Source organism: Synechococcus sp. CS-603, from assembly GCF_977929215.1.
Genome location: NZ_OZ376778.1, coordinates 1,202,789 through 1,222,439, shown reverse-complemented (window position 1 = coordinate 1,222,439; position 19,651 = coordinate 1,202,789). Strand labels below are relative to the sequence as shown.

19 protein-coding genes are annotated in these 19,651 nt (G+C 63.1%); 10 read left to right on the top strand and 9 right to left on the bottom strand.

Annotation, left to right across the window (positions count from 1 at the left end):
- Positions 1-8 precede the first annotated feature (8 nt).
- The 5 genes from ACXMDM_RS06400 to ACXMDM_RS06380 form a co-directional block, all read right to left on the bottom strand.
- Positions 9-1,364, bottom strand: a complete 1,356-nt coding sequence (locus tag ACXMDM_RS06400) for a SufS family cysteine desulfurase (RefSeq protein WP_083544502.1) — start codon at positions 1,362-1,364, stop codon at positions 9-11.
- Positions 1,365-1,370: 6 nt separating this feature from the next.
- The gene (gene sufD, locus ACXMDM_RS06395) at positions 1,371-2,681 is read right to left on the bottom strand and encodes a Fe-S cluster assembly protein SufD (protein WP_083544501.1); all 1,311 of its coding nucleotides are present in this window, start codon (positions 2,679-2,681) and stop codon (positions 1,371-1,373) included.
- Positions 2,681-3,469 carry a Fe-S cluster assembly ATPase SufC gene (gene sufC, locus ACXMDM_RS06390; protein WP_259722758.1) on the bottom strand — a complete coding sequence of 263 codons (789 nt, stop codon included), beginning with the start codon at positions 3,467-3,469 and terminating at the stop codon, positions 2,681-2,683. Before sufC ends, sufD begins: the two co-directional genes overlap by 1 nt.
- A 91-nt stretch (positions 3,470-3,560) precedes the next feature.
- Complete coding sequence (gene sufB / locus ACXMDM_RS06385) at positions 3,561-5,003, bottom strand: Fe-S cluster assembly protein SufB (RefSeq protein WP_071801056.1); 1,443 nt, start codon at positions 5,001-5,003, stop codon at positions 3,561-3,563.
- Between the two features lie 5 nt (positions 5,004-5,008).
- The gene (locus ACXMDM_RS06380; protein WP_071802179.1) at positions 5,009-5,380 is read right to left on the bottom strand and encodes a ferredoxin-thioredoxin reductase catalytic domain-containing protein; all 372 of its coding nucleotides are present in this window, start codon (positions 5,378-5,380) and stop codon (positions 5,009-5,011) included.
- 366 nt (positions 5,381-5,746) lie between these two features.
- On the opposite strand from ACXMDM_RS06380, the gene sufR reads away from it, so the two are divergent.
- Together sufR and ACXMDM_RS06370 are read left to right on the top strand one after the other, a co-directional pair.
- Complete coding sequence (sufR, locus tag ACXMDM_RS06375) at positions 5,747-6,415, top strand: iron-sulfur cluster biosynthesis transcriptional regulator SufR (protein WP_071801055.1); 669 nt, start codon at positions 5,747-5,749, stop codon at positions 6,413-6,415.
- 35 nt (positions 6,416-6,450) lie between these two features.
- Positions 6,451-6,843: an NDH complex assembly factor CRR9 gene (locus ACXMDM_RS06370; protein ID WP_071801054.1), complete on the top strand. Its 393-nt coding sequence runs from the start codon at positions 6,451-6,453 to the stop codon at positions 6,841-6,843.
- Here the strand turns inward: ACXMDM_RS06370 and ACXMDM_RS06365 are convergent.
- Positions 6,800-7,702 (bottom strand): EamA family transporter, encoded by a 903-nt coding sequence (locus tag ACXMDM_RS06365; protein WP_071801053.1) that lies wholly within the window; start codon positions 7,700-7,702, stop codon positions 6,800-6,802. The two genes, ACXMDM_RS06370 and ACXMDM_RS06365, sit on opposite strands and share 44 nt — an antisense overlap.
- 53 nt (positions 7,703-7,755) lie before the next feature.
- Between ACXMDM_RS06365 and ACXMDM_RS06360 the strand changes: the two genes are divergently transcribed.
- The 7 genes from ACXMDM_RS06360 (at position 7,756) to ACXMDM_RS06330 (ending at position 14,004) form a co-directional block, all read left to right on the top strand.
- Positions 7,756-8,367 (top strand): phycobiliprotein lyase, encoded by a 612-nt coding sequence (locus ACXMDM_RS06360; protein WP_071801052.1) that lies wholly within the window; start codon positions 7,756-7,758, stop codon positions 8,365-8,367.
- Between the two features lie 95 nt (positions 8,368-8,462).
- Positions 8,463-9,224, top strand: a complete 762-nt coding sequence (locus tag ACXMDM_RS06355) for a phycobilisome rod-core linker polypeptide (protein WP_071801051.1) — start codon at positions 8,463-8,465, stop codon at positions 9,222-9,224.
- 205 nt (positions 9,225-9,429) lie between these two features.
- Entirely contained in the window at positions 9,430-10,539 is a 1,110-nt protein-coding gene (locus ACXMDM_RS06350) for a DUF4912 domain-containing protein (protein WP_259722757.1), read from the top strand.
- Position 10,540: 1 nt separating this feature from the next.
- The gene (locus ACXMDM_RS06345; protein WP_071801049.1) at positions 10,541-10,723 is read left to right on the top strand and encodes a DUF8677 family protein; all 183 of its coding nucleotides are present in this window, start codon (positions 10,541-10,543) and stop codon (positions 10,721-10,723) included.
- A gap of 54 nt (positions 10,724-10,777) precedes the next feature.
- Positions 10,778-12,274: a phospholipase D-like domain-containing protein gene (locus tag ACXMDM_RS06340; RefSeq protein ID WP_370454133.1), complete on the top strand. Its 1,497-nt coding sequence runs from the start codon at positions 10,778-10,780 to the stop codon at positions 12,272-12,274.
- Between the two features lie 28 nt (positions 12,275-12,302).
- Positions 12,303-13,505 carry an FAD-dependent monooxygenase gene (locus ACXMDM_RS06335; protein WP_205526861.1) on the top strand — a complete coding sequence of 401 codons (1,203 nt, stop codon included), beginning with the start codon at positions 12,303-12,305 and terminating at the stop codon, positions 13,503-13,505.
- Positions 13,506-13,542: 37 nt separating this feature from the next.
- Positions 13,543-14,004, top strand: a complete 462-nt coding sequence (locus ACXMDM_RS06330) for a hypothetical protein (protein WP_120352780.1) — start codon at positions 13,543-13,545, stop codon at positions 14,002-14,004.
- On the opposite strand, the gene ACXMDM_RS06325 is transcribed toward ACXMDM_RS06330, so the two are convergent.
- A complete protein-coding gene (locus ACXMDM_RS06325) occupies positions 13,985-14,227 on the bottom strand; it encodes a hypothetical protein (protein ID WP_071801048.1) in 243 nt (80 codons plus the stop codon). The genes ACXMDM_RS06330 and ACXMDM_RS06325 overlap by 20 nt on opposite strands.
- Before the next feature lie 34 nt (positions 14,228-14,261).
- Positions 14,262-14,507: a hypothetical protein gene (locus ACXMDM_RS06320; RefSeq protein WP_120352779.1), complete on the bottom strand. Its 246-nt coding sequence runs from the start codon at positions 14,505-14,507 to the stop codon at positions 14,262-14,264.
- Positions 14,508-14,694: 187 nt separating this feature from the next.
- Here ACXMDM_RS06320 and ACXMDM_RS06315 point away from each other — a divergent pair, with 187 nt between their 5' ends.
- Positions 14,695-16,380, top strand: coding sequence for an alpha-D-glucose phosphate-specific phosphoglucomutase (locus tag ACXMDM_RS06315; protein ID WP_071801046.1), 1,686 nt, complete (start codon positions 14,695-14,697; stop codon positions 16,378-16,380).
- Here ACXMDM_RS06315 and ACXMDM_RS06310 read toward each other — a convergent pair whose 3' ends face one another.
- Positions 16,381-19,647: an efflux RND transporter permease subunit gene (locus ACXMDM_RS06310; RefSeq protein WP_071801045.1), complete on the bottom strand. Its 3,267-nt coding sequence runs from the start codon at positions 19,645-19,647 to the stop codon at positions 16,381-16,383.
- Positions 19,648-19,651 lie beyond the last annotated feature (4 nt).

Below are 19,651 nucleotides of genomic sequence, written 5' to 3'. Positions count from 1 at the left end.
GCCCCAGCTCAGCCGTGTTCCTTCAAAAAAGCCACGCTGCTTTCGAGTTCGTCGGCGAAACGGTCGATCTCCTCGAAGGTGGTGGTGAAGCTAAGGCTGGCCCGGGCCGATGAAGCCAGGCCGTAGTGGCGGTGAAGTGGCTGGGTGCAGTGGTGGCCACTGCGGATGCAGATGCCGCTGGCATCAAGCAAGGCCGAGAGGTCGTTGGCATGCAGACCCTCCACGCTGAAAGCGGCCAGGGCCCCGCGATCCGGTTGTTGCTCGGGGGTGGGGCCGAGAATCTTCAGCCCCTCAATCGCCTGCAAGCGCTCGAACAGCCGGCCGGTGAGTGTCTGCTCCCAGCGGTGGATGCGATCGAGGCCGATGGCGTTGAGGTAGTCCAGGGCCGCTCCCATACCCACGGCCTCACCGATCGCCGGGGTGCCCGCTTCGAACTTATGGGGCAAGTCGGCCCAGCTGCTGCTCTCGAGGTAAACGTCTTGGATCATTTCACCCCCACCCAGGAACGGCGGCATCGCCTCGAGCAGCGCCTCCCGCCCCCAGAGGAAGCCCATGCCGGTGGGTCCGCAGAGCTTGTGGGAGGAGCCCACCAAGAAATCAGCCCCCAGGGCCGTCACGTTCACCGGCAGATGCGGCAGGCTTTGGCAGGCATCCACCAGCAGCAGGGCGCCGGCGTCGTGGCTGAGCTTGGCGATCGCCTCGATCGGATTGAGGCAACCCAGGGTGTTGCTGATCTGAACAACGCTCACCAGCCTGGTTCGGTTGCTGAGTTTTTGCTTGAAGTCTTCGAGGTCGAGCTCTCCGGTTTCGGTGAGGCCGGCATGGCGCAGCACCGCACCGGTACGTGCAGCCAGCAACTGCCAGGGCACCAGATTGCTGTGGTGCTCCATCACCGTCAGCAGAATCTCATCGCCGGGCCGGATGTTCTCATCGCCCCAACTGCGGGCCACCAGGTTGATCGCCTCGCTGGCGTTGCGGGTGAACACAATTTCGCGCGGGGTGGCCGCACCGATGAAGGTGGCCACTTTCTCGCGGGCCCCCTCAAAGGCGTCGGTGGCGCGGGCGCTGAGCTGGTGGGCGCCGCGGTGAACGTTGGCGTTGTCGCGGCTGTAATAGGTCTGCAGGGCATCGAGCACCTGCTGGGGCTTCTGGCTGGTGGCGGCGTAATCCAGATAAATCAGCCCCTGGCCCAGGCAGGCCTGCTGAGACAACAAAGGGAAATCGGGCCGGGTCTGTTCCGCCAGGTTCTGGGCCACCGGCTCCTGACTGGGCTGGGCAGGTTCTGGGGCCGCCAGGGCAGGCTCACTGGCCGCTGGTTTGGAATCCCGCAACGGGGAAAGCTGGCTGTGCAGTGAGGCTGTCATCGCTGCTCAAACCTCCGCCAAAAGGCGCTGCAGGGGCTGCCAAGAGGCAGCAGCGGCGGGGAGATCAACGAGCACCTCCTGGCAGAAGCCACGCTTGAGCAGACGCGAGGCCGTGGCGGCATCGATCCCCCGGCTCTGGAGATAGAACAGTTGGTCATGCTGGAGGCGGCTCACCGTGGCGCCGTGGGTACAACGCACGTCATCGGCCACGATCTCCAGTTCCGGCTTGGTGTCGATGCGGGCCTGATCAGAGAGCAGCAGGTTGCGGCTCATCTGGTTGGCATTGGTGCGCTGGGCCCGGCGAGGGACGCTCACAGCGCCATCAAACACGCTATGCCCATGGCCGTCGACGATCGCCTTGTGCAGTTGCTCAAGCGAGCCGTCCGGCCCGAGAAACTCCACCCGGCTGTGCCCGTCAACCAGTTGATGGTCTTGCGCCACCTGAATCGCCTTCAGGTCAGTGTGGGCTGCCCCTTCCACCTGGGTGATCCGCGGTTCGAAGCGCGCCAGGGCCCAACCACGGCTGGCCACCACGGAATGGAAGCGGCTCTCGATTTCTTGCTCCACCGCCAGGTGAGCGAGGAGACAGGCTTCCCCTTCACCGAAGGCAAGCAGGCCATGCTGCACTTCGGCCTCGCGGCCCAGATGCATCTCCACCACCAGGCTGCTCAGGCTGGAGCCTGAACCGAGCTGCACTTGCAACACCTTCAAGCTGGCCTTCTCCTCGAGCAGCAACAGCACGCGGATCGGCAAGAGCGCCGACTCCCCACTGGCCGTCGCCACGAGTTCAAGGGTTTCAGCGACGCTGCCGCTGACCCGCAAGGCCAGGCAGTGGCTAGCGCTGGCCTGGTTGAACTCCACGGGCCAGTGCTGCTCGCAGCCGCAGCGGGCAAGTGTGTGGCCGAGGGCCTGCTGAAGCTCTTCGCCGCTGAGCCTGGTCAGCCCGGCTGGCAGGGTCTGGCCGGCCAGGGGGTCATGGCGGCCGTCGAGCCGCAGCCGCATGGTGCCGGCAGCCGGAGCTGGCAAGGCATCAGCAGAATCGGCAATGGGAATGGCCGCAGGGTCGGTCCCCTCGGTTGCCTCAACCTGGGCCAGCAGCGCCGGATCGAGGGCTTTGAGGGACCCGAGATCAGTGAAGCGCCAGTCTTCGTTGCGCCGCGAGGGCAGCGGTTGACGGGCCAGGGCCTCACGGCCGCGCCACTGAACGGCTTCAAGGTCACCGCTCGGAGCCGGCAGTCGCTCCAGAAATTCGGTGATCCAGGCATTGGCAGCCATCGGCTGGGCGCTGCTCGTCGTGGACGTGCTGGCGGACACCATCAAGCCACCTCCAGGACGGCCAGCTCCTGGTCCACCCAGTCATAACCGCGTTCTTCGAGTTCCAGGGCCAGCTCCTTGCCACCGGTGCGCAGGATCCGGCCCGCCGCCATCACATGGACGTAATCAGGGGTGATCACATCAAGCAGCCGCTGGTAGTGCGTGATCAGCAAGGTGGCGTTATCGGCGGTGGCGAGCTGGTTGACGCCACCGGCCACGATCCGCAGGGCATCGATGTCGAGGCCGGAATCGGTTTCATCGAGAATCGCCACCACCGGCTCCAGCAGAGCCATCTGCAGAATCTCATTGCGCTTCTTCTCGCCGCCGGAGAAGCCTTCGTTGACGCTGCGCTCCAGGAACGAGGGGTTCATCTGCACCACTTCCAGCCGCTCACGGACCAGATCTTCAAAGGCGAACGGGTCAAGGTCTTCTTTGGCCAGCTCGCTGCGGCGGGCATTGGTGGCCACCCGCAGAAATTCGAGATTGCTGACGCCAGGAATCTCAACGGGATACTGGAAACCAAGGAACAGACCGATCCGGGCCCGTTTCTCGGGGTCGAGCTCCAGCAGATCCTGGCCCCGGTAGCGAACCGAGCCAGCGGTAACCGTGTAAGAGGGGTGACCGGCCAGCACCTTGGAGAGGGTGCTTTTGCCGCTGCCGTTGCGTCCCATCACGGCGTGGATCTCTCCTGCCCTGATCGTCAGGTTCACGCCCTTGAGGATGGGTTGGTCCTCCACGCGGGCATGGAGATCAACGATCTCAAGCAGCAGGTCGGCGTCGGGACTGATCACGGGGAAACGGGGAAGGAAGAGCGAGAAAGGCCACCGCTTGGGCGGCAACAGAAAAGAAAGGGATCAAAGCGGGAGAACCCAGTGAGGCCGTTCAGCCGACGGAACCTTCGAGTTTGAGGGCGAGCAGCTTGTCGGCTTCGGCGGCAAATTCCATCGGCAACTGGTTGAACACATCGCGGCAGAAGCCACTCACCATCATCGACACCGCCGCCTCAAAGCCGATTCCCCGGCTCTGCAGGTAAAAGAGCTGGTCGGCAGAGATGCGACAGGTGCTCGCTTCGTGCTCCACCGACGCGTCCGGCTGCTGGGAGCGGATGTAGGGGTACGTGTTGGCGGCGGCCTGATCGCCGATCAGCATCGAATCGCACTGGCTGTAGTTCTTCGCACCCACCGCCTTGGGCCCGATCTGCACAAGCCCGCGGTAGCTGTTGGAGGAATGGCCGGCGCTGATCCCCTTGCTCACAATCGTCGAACGGCTGCGCGGGCCGACATGGATCATCTTGGTGCCGGTGTCAGCCTGCTGACGGTTGTTGGTGAGCGCCACGGAATAGAACTCACCAACGGAATCAGCTCCGAGCAGCACACAGCTGGGGTACTTCCAGGTGATGGCCGACCCGGTTTCCACCTGGGTCCAGCTGATCTTGCTGCGGTCGCCACGGCATTGACCCCGCTTGGTCACAAAGTTGTAGATGCCGCCTTTGCCGTTCTCATCACCAGCATACCAATTTTGAACGGTAGAATATTTAATCGTGGCGTCGTCCAAGGTCACCAACTCCACAACGGCGGCGTGGAGTTGGTTGGTGTCAAACATGGGAGCTGTGCAGCCCTCCAAATAGCTGACAGAAGCCCCTTCCTCAGCGACGATCAAGGTGCGCTCAAATTGGCCCGTGTCCTCGGAGTTGATCCGGAAGTAGGTAGAGAGTTCCATCGGGCACTCCACACCTTTGGGGATGAACACAAAGGAACCATCGCTGAACACGGCAGAATTCAGGGCCGTGAAATAGTTGTCATTGGCGGGCACCACCGAACCGAGGTAGCGCTCAATCAACTCAGGATGGTCTTTGACGGCCTCACTGATGGAGCAGAACACCACTCCGTGCTCCGCCAGTTTTTCGCGGTAGGTGGTGGCAATCGAAACACTGTCAAAAACAGCATCGACAGCCACGTTGCTGAGTCGCTTTTGCTCGCTCAGCGGAATACCAAGCTTGTCGAAGGTTTCGAGCAGCTTCGGGTCCACCTCATCGAGGCTTGCCTTCTTGTCGCGTTGCTTGGGCGAGGCGTAATAAATAATGCTCTGATAATCGATCACCGGATGACTCACCGTTGACCAATCCGGCTCCTCCATCTTCAACCACTGGCGGAAGGCCCGCAGACGGAATTCCAGCAAGAAGGCTGGCTCATTCTTCTTGGCAGAGATCAGACGAACCACATCCTCAGACAGGCCCTTGTCGATCTTTTCTGTTTCGATATCACTGACAAAGCCGTACTTGTACGGCTGGCTGACCAAGTCACTGACGGTGGATGCGGTGCTCATGGGGCTCAGGCGGTGGGAGCGGCAGTGTGGGAGCGGATCTCTTCAAGCGTGATGGCCTGATCTTCGCCCCGGAAAGGGTTGTCTTCTGTAAGAAAAAGCAGGCAATGGCATTCCTTGCGCTCACGCATGGGCACGCAAGGACAGTTCCAGAAGGCCTGGGAAACTTCGGCCTCTTTGTCTTCGTAATGCCGGCAAGGGCAAAGGGCCCCGCCAAGCTCCTGTTTGTGGCGGGCCAGACCCTCAAGCACCACCGCCGTCACCCCTGGATCGCTGCAGAAGTAGGTGCCCGTGCGCTGGGCGTAGGTTTCGGCAAACTTCCGGATTACCTCCAGATTTTCGGTGGATGGAACCGCTGCGGCGGAAGGGGCTTCAGACATGGATTCGGTGGTCAGGGGTGAAACCGGAGCCATCAAGGGCTAGGGCGAGGGCAGGGTGCGGTCTTGGGACGATCGCAGAACCGAGGCTCGAACGGCGAGCTGGCTAGAGAATCAAATGTAAGGAGGTACGGGACAGAGAACGGCCCACGAGCTGCCTAGACGGCTGCTCGGGAGTGGGCGAGGAGAAGCTTCTGGCCAACGCAACCTTCAGGATTTGAATTGCGAAACTTTTGCGTTTCCTTAATGGATACCTTAAGGCAGATGGGCTGGTGATGGGGGGCTGACCACAGCAGCCCACAGCTTCAACGCAGGCGTGGCAGGGTGAACAGAAGGTTCGTGTCTCGCCAGACCGACCGACTTCCTCTGATGAGCACTTCTACCCAGGCCCCGACCCGTGAGGCGGCGCTCACCCTGCTCTTGCGTCAGAAAGCTGCAACGGCCGCTGAGTTATCCGAACTCCTTGAGGTCTCTGTCCAGGTCATGCGTCGTCACCTGCGCAGCCTTGAAGAGGAAGGTCTGGTGGAAGCCAGCGCCAGCTCGGAAGGCCCGGGGCGGCCAACCAACCAGTGGCGGCTCACCACGGCCGGACGCGACCAGTTCCCCGACGGAGGCGAACAGTTCGCCCTCGGACTGCTGCATTCGATGGCCGCCAGCCTGCCGCCCGAAATGGTGAAGAACCTGCTGCGACAGCAGGCGATGACCAAGGGGTCCTGTGACCGCCAGGAAATCGGTGAGGGCAGCTTGACCGAACGCCTGGAGCGGCTGGTGGAACTGCGCCGCCAAGAGGGCTACATGTCTGAGTTCAGCGCCGATGGCGACGGCCTCTCCTGGTGCATGAGTGAATACCGCTGCTCCGTGGGCCGCCTTGCCGAGCAGTTCCCCCAGATCTGCGACCAGGAATTGCAGCAGATCCGCCACACCTTCCCTGATTGCAGCATCGAGCGGGTGCACTGGCGCCTGGAGGGAGGGCACTCCTGCGGCTTCCGTCTCACCCCGAAGGGCGGCAGGGCCAGCGAACCCGTCCATCAGGATTGACGCTGAGATGACACAACCAGCAATGGCTGAGATCAATGGCTGAGATCGGGCCGCTCAGCAGCGACGATCTCCTGCAATTGGAGGCCAGCCTGCTGCCCTCCCTGGAGCGCCACCACCTGCGTCTGCTGGCCCACAGCTTGCGCTGCCTTCAGGCCATCGCCGGCCAGCGCCAGGGGCCGGTTCCAGCCCAACAGCAACTGGAATCCTGGCTGGCCAGCCAGGATTCCCTCTACAACGATCCAGCCTTTGCGCAGGCCTTTCTGGATCAATTGCAGAGCGCCGCCTTCCAGCTTGAGCAGATCGCCGCACCGCTGGGTCTCGCTCCGCTGGGGCTGGAGCTGAGCGACCTCTGCCAATGGGCCGATGCCCAGGCCCGCGCCCGCGTCAGCCCGCCAGCAGCGGGCCTGCCAGCCCCACCACCAAACTGACGCCAGCGAGGGCCAGCAGGGCAGCCAACCAACCGGCCCGACCGGGTCTGTCGCCTTCCAGCCGCGCCAGGGGCAAGGCCATCACCGGTGCCGTTGCGAGCAGCGCCACCGCCAAGCCGCCCGGTAAGGCCTGCAAGGCGGCTTGCTGAAGAACAATGCCGGCGCTGGTGCCCAGCAATGTGGCCACCAGCACCAGCGGCCAGCGTGATCGGGCCAGCCGCGGCCGAGCCCTTGGAGCCGGCAGGTGGCGAAACAACGGCAACAACACCACCGCCGCTGCCGCCAGGCGCACGGTGGCCGATTGCAGTGGGGTCAGATCAGAGGCCAGCAGCGCAGCGCGGGAGAGCAGGGCACCACCGCTGCCGCAGAGCAGGGCCGCTAAGGCCAGCAGCAAACCCATTCGCTGGGTACCGGGAGGCGATGGCAGAGCGCCGCAGCGGGGTGGTTGCTGAACGGCCACCACCACCACGGCCAGGGAGATCAGGGTCAGGCCCAGCCACTGGGCCTGGGTGGGCAGCTCGGCAAGAAAAACAACACCAGCCAACGCCGTGATCGCTGGTCCAGCGGCCTCAATCGTGAGGGTGCGGCGCGTTCCCAGCCGGCGCAGGGCCGCGAAGTAGAGGCTGTCACCCACGGCAATGCCAACCACCCCGCTGGCCAGCAGCAGGGCGAAAGCCCCGGGCAGCACCCGCCAGCCCCCGAAGAGCACGAGCGGCAATTGCAGCGCCAGGGCCAGCAGGTTTTTAACCAGGTTCAGCTGGGCGGCGCTCAAGGAGGTGGGCAGGCGCCGCCAGAGGCTGCTGGCGAGCGTCCAGCAAAAGGCTGCAGCCAGGGCTGCCAGGACTCCCGAGGTGGGCACCTGAACGGGAGGGGCGAAGAAGTTGCGATCATCGCTAAAGCCGTCACCAGCCCGTGAGCGTTTCGATTGCCGATGCCATCAGTTTTTTCAGGCTCAGCTGCGGGCGCTGGCGCTCCCAGCGCACCAGCCATCACCTCTTGCATCGCCGCGCCGAAGCTGGAGGCTCGCTGATCGAGGTAGTGGAGGTAGCCGCCGATGATCCACGGCTGCTGGCGATCGCCACCCTGCATGGCCAGGAGCCCGATCAGCTGGTGGGGGGCTGCCAGGTGCGCTGGAGTGGATCGATGGCCTGGGACAAAGCCGGCGAAGACCACCAGGGCGAATCGGTGTTCGGCCTGATCCCAACCGATGCACGGGGCCGGGAAGGTCTGTTGCTACGGGATCGCGGCTACGCCGAATCCTCACCGGTAGCTGGGCACTTCCGCATGGACGACCGCGATGGCCTGCTGCTCACCACCGCCTACGAGACCATGAGTTCGCTTGAGCGGTTCTGGTTCCCCTCCCCCGACGTGAGGCTGCGCACCAGCACCGTCGAAGGCCTCTCGAACACGGCCTCGTTCTGCGTCGAAAGCCGCTGCAGCACAGAGCCATCCCCCGCTGCAGAGGTCAGCGACCGCGCGCTCCCAGACTTGGCGGCCAGCCCCCTGTCGGCCTTTGGCTGGTGAGCCGCGAACGTTACGGACTGTGAGCCCTGGCCTGGCGCCGCGAGGTTGCCCGAGGCCCCCTTCTACGATCGGCAGCGACGGTTGACGACGCACGTGTGGCTATCCCGCTTCTGACCTACGCACCGACGACCCAGAACTCGCGGGTCAAGTCCTTGCGCATCGGCTCCGACGAAGACCCCAAAACGGTCTCGATCGACAAAGCCATCGACCGGGAAGCCCAGAACTTCGTGATCGAGACGGCCTACCGCCAGATCTTCTTCCACGCCTTCAAGGTGGATCGCGACACGATCCTGGAGTCGCAGCTGCGTGACGGCCAGATCACCGTGCGTGACTTCATCCGGGCCCTCTGCCTATCCGACACCTTCACGCGCAGTTTTTACAACCTCAACAGCAACTACAGGGTGGCCCGCCACCTGGTTGAGAAGCTGCTGGGCCGGCAGGTGTACGGCAAAGCCGAGGAGATCGCCTGGTCCGCCGTGATCATGACCAAGGGCGTCGCCGGCGCCGTCGACCAGATCCTGAGCAGCCAGGAATACCTCGAGAACTTTGGCTACGACACGGTTCCCTACCACCGCAACCGTGTGGTCGGGTCCCGCGAGGTGGGCGAAACCCCCTTCAATATCACCACGCCGCGCTACGACGCGTACCACCGTGGAGTCCTGGGCTTCCCCCAGGTCATCTACACAGGAACGGTCCGCAGCCTGCCCGCACGGGCCAAGCAACGCCGTGGTGGCTTCCCCGAGGATTACCTGCCCTGGGTTCGCAGCCTGCCGGCCCTGCGCACCGGCGCGGCGGCCTCCGGCAATGCCGGCATGGATTACCTCTCCAAGGTCCCCTACCGCAGCATCGGGCGCTGACGCTCATTGCTCCTTGAGCCAGTTCATCACTGGCTTCACGGCGGTTCATCACCGCCGTTTTTTGTGTCCTGGCACACCGGCCTAGGCGTCAGTGGTTGCTGACGCACCATGCCTCCGGCGGTTTTGCACCGACCTTCTCCAGCAGAGTGAGGAGGAAGTCAGAGAACTAGCGACAGTGACTCAGGCCCTGACATCGCTGGCGAGAATGACCCTGAGGCAACTTCGCCAGGTCGCCAGTGGCCTTGGTGTCGGTCAATACAGTCGTAAGCCTAAAAACGAGCTCACAGAGGAGATCAGCGCCATGCAGACCGGCGACCCTCCTGAGGCTTCCGAGGGTTCTGCAGTCTCTGCCAGCCTGGCCGAACTGGAAGCAGACTTCTCCCCCGCACCCCGACCCGGTGCCCAGACCAAGGTGGTGTTCCTGCCCAGGGATCCCCAGTGGGCCTACGTATTCTGGGAGATCGCCGACGGTGATCGTCGCCAGGCGCTGTCCTCAGGAGCCAGCCAGCTTTGTCTGCGGGTCGCCGACGTCACCGGCCTTTCCGGCGGCGCCACCCACACCCACACCCTGCAGGAGGTGCCTGTCGACAGCCATGCCACCGAGTGGTACCTCCCTGTTCCGATGAGTGATCGGGATTACCGCGTTGAGATGGGCTATCGCAAGGTGGGTGGGGGCTGGATTTCGCTGGGCTTCTCCGCATCGGCCCGGGTTCCCGCCCTGCATCCCAGCGAGCAGATCCTTGATCAGTTCGTTCCTTTCTCGCTGGAATCTCCCACCAGCAGCAGCACCACCCCCTTCTCCGCCCCTGTCGAAACGGCCTACAGCGATCTGCATGAGCGGCTCTACAAGAAAGCCACCCTGCCCTCCTCCACCGGCAGCAGCAGCAAGGCCGGCCCACGTTTCGGACGGGGCTCTGAAGCCTTCCATGAGCGCGGGGATCTCTACGGCCCGTCCCCTCGCCATGGCCTGAGCGATTCAGGAATCGGTGTATGGGCCAGTGGGCGGAACGAATCGGGGGCCGGTGGTGTGGCCTCCCGCCAACGCTCCTTCTGGCTGGTGGCCGACGCCGAACTGATTGTTTACGGCTCGACCGATCCCTCCGCCAAGCTTTCGATCGGCAATGAGGATGTGCCCCTCTCCCCCGAAGGCACCTTCCGCATCCAGGTGCCGTTCCGCGACGGCCAGCAGCTCTATCCGATCGAGGCCATCGCCGCCGACGGTGAGCAGAAGCGCAGCATCACCCTGCAGTTCGGTCGATCCACTCCGGAGGACAACAGCAACCCCTCCAGCCAGGCCATCGCCGAGTGGTTCTGAGTTGAACCGCACATTCGTCGCCTTCACCCCACTGGCAGGGGCCCTGATTCTGCCGATTCTGGTTCCGATTTTGATGGTGCGGGTCAGTGTCGGAGCAGGTGTTGGCCTTACCGTCGCGGCCAGCTGTGTGTGGTTCGTGCTGATGCTCCGCACCGCCGAAATGCCCGGCGAGCATCACAGCTGAGGTCCAAGGCTCAATCAACGGGGAACCTTGAGGAGAGCCTGTCGTTCAGCAGCGTTGAAGCGTTCCTCTTGGTGGACCCCCAGTCGATTCTCCGCATCCTGGCTGCCAGGGCCCGGTCTGTTGGCCCTGGCCCTGGCTCTGGGGGGCTGTGGTGCCACCGCCCGGATCGTCGGTCAGGGTCCGGCTGACCTGCCGCTGCCCGCCGGAATCGAGGTGGCCTTCAATCACCGCAGCGATCGGCATTACACAAGCCCGATCGATGGACGCTCCCGCAACGGTGATGACCTCGAAAGCTTGCTGCTGGAGACGATTCAGCGGGCCGATCGGGAAATCCTGGTCGCCGTTCAAGATCTTGCCTTGCCCCGGGTGGCCGAGGCTCTCGTCGCCAGACATCGGGCCGGCATCGCGGTGAAGGTCGTGCTTGAAAACACCTACAGCGTTCCCTGGAGCCATCAGCACCTCCACGATCTGAGCCCCCATCAGCGCTTGCGCCATTCCGGGCTGATGGCCCTGGCCGATCGCGATCGCGACGGTGCCCTCAGCAGCGCCGAACTGGAACAAGGTGATGCGGTGGCCATCCTGCAGCGGGGCGGGATCCCCCTGATCGACGACACAGCCGATGGCAGTGCCGGCAGCGGCCTGATGCACCACAAGTTTCTGATCGCCGATGGCCGCTGGCTGGTCACCGGATCAGCCAACTTCACCGCTTCCGGCACCCACGGTGATGCCGGAGCCAGCCGCACCCGCGGCAACGTGAATCACCTGCTGCGGATCGACAGCCCTGCGCTGGCGGCGTTGTTCGACGCCGAATTCCAGCGGATGTGGGGGGACGGCCCCGGAGGCGAGGCTGATAGCCGATTCGGCATCAGCAAGGAGCAAGGAGGCGTGCAATCCGCATCGGTGGGCAACACCGCGGTGGAGGTCCTGTTTTCCCCCCACCGCCGCCGCGATCCAGAGAACGGCCTGGCTTTTCTGGAGCAACGCCTGGCCCAGGCCACCAGCCACGTGGACATGGCCCTGTTCGTGTTCTCGGCCCAGGGTCTGGCCGACCAGCTGGCCCTTCTCAATCACCAGGGGATGGCGATCCGTCTGCTGGCCGATCCGGGATTCGCCAGCCGCTCTTTCTCGGAGGTGCTCGACCTGCTCGGCGTCGCCCTGCCCGACCATCGCTGCAAGATCGAAACTGACAACACCCCATGGACACGACCGCTGCAGGGGGTGGGAACACCAAAACTGGCCCGCGGCGACAAGATGCACCACAAATTCGCCGTGATCGATGGCAAGACGGTGATCACCGGCTCGTTCAACTGGAGTCCGGCGGCGGCCCACGCCAACGATGAAGCGCTGCTGGTCGTTCACTCCCCGGTTTTGGCGGCCCACTTCACCAGGGAAATGGACCGGATGTGGCAGGGCGCCGAGCTTGGGATCACCGCGCGGATGCAGCGGAAGCTGGAGCGCAGGCACCGAACCTGCGGCAGCGGAACCGAGCGTGCTGCCGCATCGCCCCGTGGCAGCCACTTGATGGGGGCCGTTCCCTCGGGGGTGGCTTGAAGGTGAGGGTGTTTTGACAGATCCTGTGGTGACAGATCCTGTGGTGATCGTTGGCGCTGGCCCTGCCGGCGCTTCCCTGGCTTTGGTGCTGGCAGAGCGTGGCCTGCCGGTCACCCTGCTTGACGCCGTGAATGACCTGGAGCGGGTGTTCCGTGGCGAGGGCCTGATGCCCTGCGGGCTCGATGCCCTCGATCAGATCGCTTCGCCCGCCTTGCTGGCCTCCCTGCCCAGCCGCCCGCTGAGTGGCTGGGGCTTTCGAGTCAATGGCCGCGACTTGTTCCGTGTCGATGAGCCGATGGGGGCCCAGCGGCCCTGCTTGCTGGTGCCCCAGACAGCCCTGCTCGAAGCGTTGATCTCCAGGGCCAGGGCCTGTGCCGGCTTCCGCTGGCGACCTGGCCAGACCGCCGAGGGTCTGGTGATCGATGCAGACCGGGTACGCGGAGTGCGCCTGGCGGGCGGGGAGGTGCAAGCCGCCAGCCTGGTGATCGCCGCCGATGGCAGGGCCTCCCGATTGCGCACCAAAGCAGGCCTGCGCCTCGATCAGGAGCGGAGCCCGATCGACATCCTCTGGTTTCGGCTACCGGCCCACCCGCGCTTCGTGGCCGACAACCTGTTCATTGTCCAGCTCGGAGCCAGCGGCGGCTTCAGCGTGTTCCATGGCGCCAAGGACGGCGAGCTCCAGCTCGGCTGGCTGATCGCGGCCGGTGAGCGGATCGAACGCAGCGGCCGCGAATGGGCCGAAGCCTTTGCCGCGCTCTCTCCAGCCTGGCTGGCGAACCACTTCCTTGCCCAGGCCGGCGCGCTCTCACTTCCGCAACGGCTTTCGGTGCGGGTGGGCAGCGCCCCGCACTGGCATCGGCCAGGCTTGCTGCTGCTGGGCGACGCGGCCCATCCGATGAGTCCGATTCGCGCCCAAGGCATCAACATGGCCTTGCGTGACGCGATCGTGGCGGCCAATTGGCTGGTGCCGGTCTGGCGGGAAGGAGCGGAGCCGGCCGCGATTGATGCGGCCCTGGAGTCCATTCAGGCGGAGCGGGAAGCGGAGATCCGCCAGGCCCAGGCGCTGCAGCGGAATGAGGCCAGGCAGGGCGATCTGCTCCGCCGCTCGGGGCTGGTTCGGCAGACAATCGCCTGGCTGAGCCCATGGATCGGCCCGAGCTTGAAACGCTCCTGGGTGGGTCGGCAGCAACCGTTGCGCCTGGGCTCTAGCCCCGTTCAACTGATCGTCTGAAGCTCGGCGATGATGGAGCTTCCGTGCGTTCAGGTTGATGGCCAGGATCCGCCTTCTCGCTCCCGCCCTGGTTGCCGCTGGCACAAGCCTGGTCGTCGCTCTCGGCGGGACCGCTTCGGCAACAGCCCGCCAGCGCCCCACCTACCCCACCAACAGCGAGTTGCGCCAGGTGCAACTGGCCACCTTCGGCTGCGCCCGTGAGAACACAGCGGCCGAGTGCAGCCGTGCCAGGGCTCTGGCCGATCCGCTGATGGATCACCCGTTGCTGTCGTCGTTCTGCAAGGACAGCGTCTGGGACGTGCTCCAAAAAGCCCAGACCGGGCCTGAAAACAGCTTCCAACGCCGTGATGCCATCGACCAGGCAGGGGAACGGCTATTCAGCCGTTGTCAGGCGCGCAGTGATCCCAAACCCGCCGCGCCAACTCCTCAGGGGCCCGGACCAAGCGGCCTGGGTAGTGGTGGCGCCTCGGGGTTCGGAGTCAGTCCCAGTCGAAATTGATGCGCCCGCCAGGAGGGAGCAGCCGTTTGGCCTCCTCTCGAACGGCCTGAAGCAGTTCGAGGCTGAACTCGGGATGGTCCCGCAATTCCTTGACCAGTTGGGTCACATCTGAGGCGGTGAGCCCTCCTTGGGCGGCCTTGCGCGCAACCCTCTCCTTGTATTGAGCGACGATGGCCTGCTGCTCAGGCGTTAGTGGTTTGGAGCCGGAATGCTCAATCTCCATGGCCAATCTGAGTGGACGACGGTAAAAACTTGTTTCAGGGGCCACTGGTGAGGGCCAGGAGCTCTTTGGCGGTGTTCTCCATGAAGGTGACGCTCCATCCCGTGGTGACGACCACCCGATCGCTGAAGCTGCACAGGGCCGAGCGCTGGCCTTCCGCCTCGCAGCTCGATGACAGGCCAAGCAGGGCATTGGTGAGCTTGCCGCGCAGGCAATGTTCATTGCCCGATTTAGCCAGGATGGCCACAGCTGCCGCCCGGGTGGTTTTGACGGATTCAGCCAAGGGTGCAGGCCCAGCCGATGCCGCCGTGGCGACAAAGAGGACGCCAGGGAGGAGCGACCGCCAGACGAGCGATGGGAGAGATGAACGCAACGCTCCAGCCTCTGCAGGTTCGAGAACACCGAGTCTATTTAGTCGGCCCTGGCCATGCAACCACCAGGGTTAGCCTTTGAAATCGATTTCGGCCCGTATGACCAGCAGTGCCTCCCAGTCCACCGCTGCTGCAGCGGCGGGCAACGCTTTGGATATTCGCCAGGTTCCCTTGGCCGTGCCCTTCAGCGATCAGAAGCCCGGAACTTCAGGCCTGCGCAAAAGCAGCCGCGACTTCCAACAACCCCATTACCTCGAAAGCTTCATCGAGGCGATCTTCCAGGTGTTACCTGGAGTGGTTGGCGGCACCTTGATCCTCGGCGGCGACGGCCGTTACGGCAACCGCCACGCCATCGACGTGATCACGCGCATGGCCGCAGCTCACGGCATCAGCCGCTTGATCATCACCACCGGCGGCATCCTCTCCACTCCCGCTGCCTCGCACCTGATCCGCAAGCACCAGGCCATCGGCGGAATCATCCTCTCGGCCAGCCACAACCCCGGCGGACCCGAGGGTGATTTCGGCGTCAAGGTGAACGCGGCCAACGGAGGGCCGGCGCCCGAATCGATCACCGATGCCATTTACAGCGCCACCACCCAACTGAAGGGCTACCGAATCATTGACGCCCAAACGCCTTCGCTGGAGGCGCCAGGGAACTACATCCTGGGAAACCTGTCCATCGACGTGATCGACGGGGTCGACGACTACATCACCCTGCTGCAGGGCCTGTTCGATTTCGGCGCGATCGCAGAACTGCTTCGAGGCGACTTCCCAATCGCCTTCGATGCGATGCATGCCGTCACCGGTCCTTACGCCAGCCGCCTGCTGGAGGGGCTGCTGGGAGCAGCCGCCGGCACGGTGCGTAACGGCACGCCCCTGGAAGATTTTGGCGGTGGTCACCCCGATCCCAACCTCACCTATGCCCATGAACTGGCCGAGCTGTTGCTCCATGGCGACGCCTACCGCTTCGGGGCCGCCTGCGACGGCGATGGCGATCGCAACATGGTTCTTGGCCAGCGTTGTTTCGTGAACCCCAGCGACAGCCTGGCAGTACTCACCGCCAATGCCCATCTGGCGCCGGGCTATTCCGGCGGCCTGGCGGGGGTGGCGCGCTCGATGCCCACGAGCGCCGCTGTGGATGTGGTGGCCAAGGAGCTGGGCATTCCTTGTTATGTCACCCCCACGGGCTGGAAGTTCTTCGGCAACCTGCTTGATGCCGGCCGCATCAGCCTCTGCGGCGAGGAGAGCTTCGGCACCGGCAGCGACCATATCCGCGAAAAAGATGGCCTCTGGGCCGTGCTGTTCTGGCTGCAGATCCTGGCGGTGCGCCGCTGTTCGGTGGCTGAGCTGATGGCCGAGCATTGGAACCGCTTCGGCCGCCACTACTACTCACGCCATGACTACGAAGCCATCGCCAGCGACAAGGCCCAGGGCCTCTACGACCGCCTGAAGGGAATGCTGCCCTCCCTGGTGGGGGCCAGCTTCGCCGGCCGCAACATCACCACCGCCGACGACTTCAGTTATACCGATCCGGTGGATGGCTCGCTCACCAGCGGCCAGGGCCTGCGCCTGCTGCTCGAAGACGGCAGCCGGGTGGTGTTCCGCCTCTCCGGCACCGGCACCCAGGGAGCCACCCTGCGCCTCTACCTGGAGCGCTACGTGGGCGCCGGCGGCAACCTCGATCAGGATCCCCAGCAAGCACTCGCTGATCTGATCAGCGCCGCCGACCAGCTCGCCGAGATCCGCAGCCGTACCGGTATGGACCAGCCCACAGTGATCACCTGATCAGCCCGGCTCCGTGCGGCCCGCTGAGCCAGAGAAGAGTCGCTCTTCCAACTCCTTGATCGCCACGTAGAAGGGGGGCACCACACCAAGCGAAAGCACTGTGGCCACCAGCAGGCCACCGAAGATCACCGTGCCCAGCGATTGCTGACTCTGGGCGCCTGCTGAATGGGCCACCACCAGCGGGAAGAAGCCGGCCAGTGCCGCGATGGCGGTCATCAGGATGGGGCGAAGGCGGGATTCAGCCGAAGCAATCGCAGCCTGGCTTGCCGTCATGCCGGCTTTGAGATGTTGCTCCGCCACCTCCACAATCAGGATGCCGTTCTTGGCGGCCAGGCCGATCAAGGTGACCAGGCCAACCTGGGCATAGATGTTGAGATCGATCGAGCGCATGGCCAGAAAGGCCAGCGCCCCAAGCATCGCCAGCGGCACGGTCATCAGGATGATCACCGGGGTGACGTAGCTCTCGTATTGGGCTGAGAGCACCAGATAAACCACCAGGATGCCGAAACCAAACACCAGCACACTGGCCGAACCCGCCGAAAGCTGCAGAGCAGCCAGGCCCGTAAAGGCATAGCCGATGTTGTTGAAGTTGAGCGAGTCGAACACCTGTTGAATCGACGCGAGCGCCGTACCGGAGCTCTTGCCGATAGCCTCAGATCCCTGCACCAGAACCGTTCGGTACAAGTTGTAGTGGCTGATCACTGGCGGCGCACTCGAGAGTGAAACCTCTGCAAATTCAGAAACAGGAACGAGCTTGCCGTCGTTGGAGCGAACGTAGTACCCCTCCACATCTTGAATCGTGCTGCGGTTGGAGGCTTCGGCCTGAACATAGATGTTGCGAACCTGCCCATCTTCATAGGTCAGGCTTGCAAAGTTGCTGCCAGCCAGGATGCCGATGGTGTCCATCGCAGTGGCAAAGTCGATGTCCAGGGCACCCATCACATCACGATCCATGCTCAGCATGAAGGCCGGGGCACTGGGGATGAACTGGGTGTAAACCGAGGTGAAATCACCGGTGGCATTGGAGGCCGCCTCCAGCTTGGCGGCTTGGTCAGCCAACTCCACGAAGCTGAAGCCACCATTGCTGAGGTCATTGAACTGAAAATAGAATCCACCTTGGGAGGAGAAACCAGGAATGGCTGGTGGCAAGCCAGCACGCACGAAACCACTGCTGATCGTGGCCATTTTCTCGTTCAGCCTTTTCACAATGGCCTCTGCCGATTGATCGGCGGCACCGCGCTCCTCCAGGGGTTTGAGGCCAAAGAAAAATACGCCTTGATCAGGGCTTGATCCATTGAACCCATAGCCACTGATGATGGAGGCCTGGGTGATGTCCTCCTCCTCATTGATCAGCTTGGAAATTTCAAGCGAGGTGGCTTCCGTTTGGCTGAGGGAAGCACCGTTCTGCAACTGGAAGAAGCCAACGCCATAGCCCTGGTCCTCGTTTGGGATGAAGGCCGTGGGCATGTTGGCGAAGGCCAGCACCGTCAGCACAATCCCAGCAACAAGGCCCATGAGGATCAGTTTGCGCCTAAGGATCAAGCCGGAAATGAGATTGGCGTAACTGGCCTGAAGGCGGTCAAAGAAGCGATTGAAGACACGGAAGATTCTGAGCAGGTTGGCTCCGGCGATCACCCCAACCACCACGCCGAGGATGTAAGTCCAGCCCCCCACCCCATTGAAGCGACCAAAGGCAAGGCCGACGATCACCCCGAGCGCCATCCAGATCGGACCCTTCGGAGGCTGGGGCTTACCACCGCGCAGGATTAATCCAGAGAGCATGGGCGAGAAGGTGAGCGCATTGAAAGCGGAGATCGCGATCGAGAAGGCGATCGTGAGGGCAAATTGTTTGTAGATGATGCCGATCCCACCGGGGTAGAAGGCCACCGGCACAAACACAGCCATCAACACCAGGGCGGTGGCTACCAGTGCACCAATCAGCTCGCCCATCGCGGCTGTTGCCGCCTGGCGAGGCTTCATCCCTTTCTCCAGGTTGATCGACACCGCCTCAATCACCACGATGGCGTCATCAACGACCAGGCCTGTGGCTAGAACAACCCCCAACAGGGTGAGCTGGTTGATCGAGAAGCCAAAGACATTCACAAAGGCAAAGGTGCCAATCAACGAGATCGGAATGGCCAGGCTCGGCACCACCGTGGCGCGCCAATCTTGAAGGAACAGGAAAAGAATCAGCAGCACCAGCAGGATCGCCAGGCCAAGGGCATCCACCACCCCTTCCACAGCAGATTCGATGAACTGCCCAATGTTATAAATCTGCTCAACTGTGACACCAGGCGGCACATTGGCAGCAAATTCATTGATCACCTTCACCACCCCCTCGGAAACATCAAGGGCATTGCTCTCTGGGGTCTGGAAGATGGCCACTGTGATGGCAGGGCGGCCAAGCTTATCGACGGCTGTCTGGCTGAAGGTGTTGAAGCCGTAGGTCGCACTGCCGACGTCGCGGAGGCGCAGCAAATTACCGGCCATCGTGCGTCCAATGATCAGATCATTGAGTTCTTCAATTGAAACGAGGTTTCCGTTGTTCTTCACCAACAACGGATAGGCATAGGCCTGGTCGCCGCCGGCCGGTGGTCCACCCACGAGGCCACCAATGGCGACCGTGTTCTGGCTCTGCACCGCACTCACCACATCGTTGGCCGTGAGGCCATTGGCGGTGACCTTGTTGGCATCGATGAACAGCCAGAAGGCGGGATTACTCCCGCCAAGCAGATTCACATTGGCCACACCGGGCACCCGCCCCAATTGGTAGTAAAGGCTGGCGTAGATCAGGCCATTGAGATAGGGAGCATCAAACTGGCCATCGCTGGAGCCCACCTGGTAAGCCAACAGGATGGAAGGGGTGGATTGCTTGACGGACACACCCGTGGCCTGGACCTGCTGGGGCAACTGGGGCATGGCCAGAGAAACCCGGTTCTGAACATTGACTTGGTCAATGTTGATATCAGTTCCTTCGTCGAAATAAACATTGATCGTGCTATTCCCCTGCATCGTGCTGAATGAGGAGATATACGAGGCTCCCGGCACTCCACTGATCTGCTGTTCAATCGGGTTCGTCACCGATTGCTCGGTGACCAGGGAGTTCGCTCCGCCATAGTTGGCGACCACCTGAATTAACGGCGGCGAGATGTTCGGAAGATTTTCAATGGAGAGGGCAGGAATACTGATCAGCCCCATCAATACGATCAAAATGCTGCAGACCGTTGTTAGAACGGGCCGCTTGATGAAATTATCGGAGAGTGACATCCCT